The organism is Fretibacterium fastidiosum (genome assembly GCF_000210715.1).
Classification (GTDB): domain Bacteria; phylum Synergistota; class Synergistia; order Synergistales; family Aminobacteriaceae; genus Fretibacterium; species Fretibacterium fastidiosum.
The window spans coordinates 2,266,533-2,270,782 of record NC_021038.1 but is presented as its reverse complement, the minus strand read 5'-3'; the positions used below and the strand labels follow the sequence as shown (position 1 = coordinate 2,270,782).

4 protein-coding genes are annotated in these 4,250 nt (G+C 47.7%); all 4 read left to right on the top strand.

Annotated elements, in window-relative coordinates; translation table 11 throughout:
* Nucleotides 1-393, top strand: a 393-nt coding sequence (locus SY1_RS10245; RefSeq protein WP_208873721.1) for a hypothetical protein, incomplete at its 5' end; no start/stop codon positions are given.
* A 76-nt stretch (nt 394-469) separates the two neighbouring features.
* On the top strand, nt 470-1,741 hold the full coding sequence (locus SY1_RS10240; protein WP_208873719.1) for an ankyrin repeat domain-containing protein: 1,272 nt from the start codon (nt 470-472) through the stop codon (nt 1,739-1,741).
* A gap of 367 nt (nt 1,742-2,108) precedes the next feature.
* A complete protein-coding gene (locus SY1_RS10235) occupies nt 2,109-3,575 on the top strand; it encodes an SEL1-like repeat protein (RefSeq protein WP_015556973.1) in 1,467 nt (488 codons plus the stop codon).
* 159 nt (nt 3,576-3,734) lie between these two features.
* A complete protein-coding gene (locus SY1_RS10230; RefSeq protein ID WP_208873717.1) occupies nt 3,735-4,163 on the top strand; it encodes a hypothetical protein in 429 nt (142 codons plus the stop codon).
* The last annotated feature ends 87 nt before the right edge of the window (nt 4,164-4,250 follow it).

Here is a 4,250-nt window from a genome sequence, read left to right as displayed (position 1 = left end):
GACCCTGATCCGGAGGAGGAAGAAAAAGGTGAATACGATATAGAATCCGTTCCCAAATTTTCTGACGTCAGAGATTACTTGGAAGAACGAGATGAGAGCTTACAAGATAGCGACATAACGAATGTTAACGTTTTTTTGAAGGACTTTGAGAAACAGGCTGAGATAAGCTTTTACCACACTTACTGGAATAATGGGGAAAATATGTTGATTGAAAGAAGGGATAGCACCCCCTTAGAATCCTATCACGAAATTATTGTCCAGCTAGCGATCGACCGCTGCATTTGCGAGACGCTGAGGTTCGTGGAAGAAAACGGAATCATGCATCCGACAATGCACAGCCATATTTTAAACAACGCGGACGGAACTCAATCGGACTCAAATTGCCTGCGTTAGTCAAGTGTTGTTATATCCTGCCTTTGTAGTTGATGAAGGGAGCCACTAGCCAGCCGTCTTGAAAGGAGTTTTTCAGGTGAACTCAAAAGAGTTTTTCGAGCTCTGTAAATCCGGCACAGCTTGGCAGGTCAAAAACGCTATCCGTTCGGGCGCAAAAATCAATACAAAGGATGAACAAAACAGAACGGCGCTGATGGTGGCCGCAAGATGGAACAGGGACTCCGAAGTGGCCAGCGTGCTGCTTGGTGCCGGAGGCGACGTGAATGCACGGGAAATGTTCGACTTTACAGCGTTGATGTACGCTGCAGGGCATAACACCATCAAGGTCATCAACACATTGCTGCAAGCTGGAGCAGAGGTCAATGCAAAAGAAAAAAACGGCATGACGGTATTGATGTATGCTGTGAAATGGAGTTGCAGAAGCATTCCAACCTTTGAAATTGTTAATGTGTTGCTCGATGCCGGCGCAGAAGTGAACGCAAGAGATAAATACGGCACAACGGCGTTGATGGTGGCAGCATCGAGTTGCGATGCCGAAGTTGTTACCGCATTGCTCCGAGGAGGTGCGGAGGCCAATGCAAGGGATAAGTACGGTACGACTGCGCTGATGTATGCGAGGACCACTGCAGTTATCAGAGCTTTGATTGGTGCTGGATCGGACGTTGACGCAAGACATGAGTCCGGTGCAACGGTGCTGATGCTAAGTGCGTCGAATGGTTTGTGGTCCGATGACATCAAGTTATTGCTCGAGGCCGGAGCGGATGTCAATGCGCGGGACAGGAATGGCATGACAGCCCTGATGTATGCCGCAAGGGGGTCTAAAAATCTCTGTGCCATGCCTTGGACCATCAATGTATTGGCCGAGGCCGGGTCTGAGATCGATGCGCGGGACAAGTACGGTATGACAGCGTTAATGTGGGCTGCAAAGGTCGGTGCTCCCAATGTTGTAAACGCACTGATTGCGTCTGGGGCAGATATCAACGCAAAGCTTGAATCCAATACGACGGTACAGCTGCTGGATGTACGAAACAGCGAAGTGATCGACATTCCGTTCAATGCTGGGACAACAGCGTTGATGATGGCAGCGTTGAACAATGATAACCCTGGGGTTATAAAGCTGTTGCTCGATTCCGGATTGGATATTAACGCACGTGATAATGGTGGCCGGACGGCGCTGATGTTGGCTGCGGAGTGGAGTACCTCTAGGATTATCAATATATTGCTTAGTGTCGGGGCAGACATTGCTGTCAAAGACAACGAAGGGAAGCGGGCTGCTGACTACGCGTGGGGAAATAAATATCTGAAGGGCTCAGATACGCTCAGACGGCTGTGTGAAGTGTGTCGATAAGTTTAGTAGCAGACTTTGAGTTCCAGCAACTTGACAATGGAATAGAGTTGCAACTCCAGGGCAACGAACGGCGGCATACGCAATCCCAATCTGTTTTGGGACGTCTATACGGGGTACGGTTTACTTGCCTCGACAGCGCGGCAACGGTGCCGCGTGTCGAGGTAAGCGAACGGCACAGCATTCGGGGCTTGTCAGCCCCGAAGAGCTGGCCGCCTGCTTAGGCTACGACTGGTGGAAGTTATTAACCAGCATACGGGATAAATTTATAAAACGGTTGACAAACTCACTAAGTTTGTCAAGCTTTTAATTAAAAGACCATAACTATTAATTGAAGTTTATAAGGTTATGGCATTAAGGGGGACCTACAATGGAGGAATTAACAACCCGAGAGTTGTACAATCTAGGTGGACAAGCTCTGAGCGAAGAGAATTATTCAAGAGCTTTTGCATACTTCCTTGAGTGCGCGAAACGGGGAGAGGCTGATGCACAGTCTATTCTTGGTATTATGTATGAGGACGCCATTGGCGTGGAGCAGAATGACCATAAGGCTGCCGAGTGGTATCTCAGAGCTGCGGAGCAGGGAGAGGCAACAGCGCAATGTAAATTAGGCATTATGTATGAAGAAGGCCGGGGAGTCGAACAGGGTGATGCAAAGGCTGCCGAATGGTATCTCAGAGCTGCGGAACAGGGAGAGGCAACAGCGCAATGTAAATTAGGCATTATGTATGAAGAAGGCCGGGGAGTCGAACAGGATAACGCAAAGGCTGTGATGTGGTACCGAAAAGCCGCAATACAAGGCAACGTTGAGGGACAGTTCCGTCTCGGCGTTATGTACACCAAAGGCTGGGGGATCGAAAAAGACTATAAGAAGGCTGCGAAGTGGTATCGTAAAGTTGCAGAACAAGGCGTTTCTGGAGTACAGTTTATTGTGGGAGCCATGTACGAGAAAGGAGAGGGGGTGGAGCAGAATTATACGGAGGCTGCGGAGTGGTACCGTAAGGCTGCGGAACAAGGAAATGCAACGGCACAGTGTAAACTAGGCATTATGTGTGAAGAAGGCCAGGGCGTTGAACAGAACGACGCAGAGGCCGCAACATGGTACCGTAAGTCGGCAGACCAAAATGTCCCAGAAGCGCAGTTCAATTTAGGCATTATGTATGAAGAGGGCCGAGGCGTTGAGCAGAACGACATAGAGGCCACGGAATGGTATCGCAAAGCTGCAAGCCAGGGTATCCCTGCGGCACAGTTCAATCTTGGTTTGAGGTATGAGGAAGGACGTGGCATTGAACGAAATAACGTCAGGGCTGCCGAATGGTATCAAAGAGCTGCAGAACAGGGCCTTGCGGACGCACAATTTAATCTGGGTACTATGTATTACGACGGGCAAGGCGTAGAACAGGACTATTCGAAGGCTGTGATGTGGTACCGAAAAGCTGCCGGGCAGGGAGACGCTGAAGCACAGTTTAATTTGGGCGTTATGTATTATGGTGGGCAGGGTATAGAGCAAGACTACGCGAAAGCCGCGATGTGGTATCGCAGGGCAGCAGAGCAAGGGGTGGCAGCAGCACAATTCAATCTGGGTGTCATGTACAGCGAAAATCAGGGATTAGAGCGGAATTACGCGAAAGCCGCAGAATGGTTCCTTAGAGCTGCGGAGCAAGGATATACTGCGGCGCAATTTAACCTGGGCCTGCTGTACGAAGAAGGAGAGGGTGTAGAGCAGGATCATGAGGAAGCTATAAAGTGGTATCGTAAGGCTGCAGAGGCGGGAGATATTGATGCGCAGTCCAAACTGGAATTGATAAATAAAACAAAAAAGGCAAATAAATATTGATATAGGCCCTGCAACTTGACAATAAAAATTTACGCAACACCGGTGAGAGTGCGCTGAAGGCGGTCAAGGAGGTCCTCATTACTGGTGGTCCTCGAATAGAGAACCACCAGCAAATTTATGGTCTGTGAAGATTAGTTTTGAGGATGGGAGGCAGAGGAAATGCTGGTTAAATACTCAAGACCATTTAAGTCGTATCCGTTTAACGTGATCTCATTGTCAAAGTCTTTCTCTGAGCAATTGGTTAAGGAGAAAGTTTATTTGGTAATTGAAGCATATTTTAATTTTAGCTTAAATAAGCCATCTGCTGTCCGGAGAATATCTTATAGAATTATTGACGAGGGGGGGACACCGGCAATTTACGAAGCTAACGGTTTTGAAATCGTTTCAGGGAACTTGAACGGATATTATGTTGTGGAAGATAGAGAGGATCATATGATAATAACTCATAAATTGATTTTTGAAGCAAACCCAGATAAATTTTGGGACACATACTTTGAGAGCACTACTAATGAGGGGAAAAACCTATTGAAGAGTGTGATAAAAGATTTGGCTTCCAAGGAAAATATACCAGAACCAATGCTGGAATAGAGGAGAAGTTCATGCCCCAGGCGATATTAGGACGTAACATAACAGTCAGCTGTTTTCTTTGCTGTCATTAAACGAATACTCGATCTA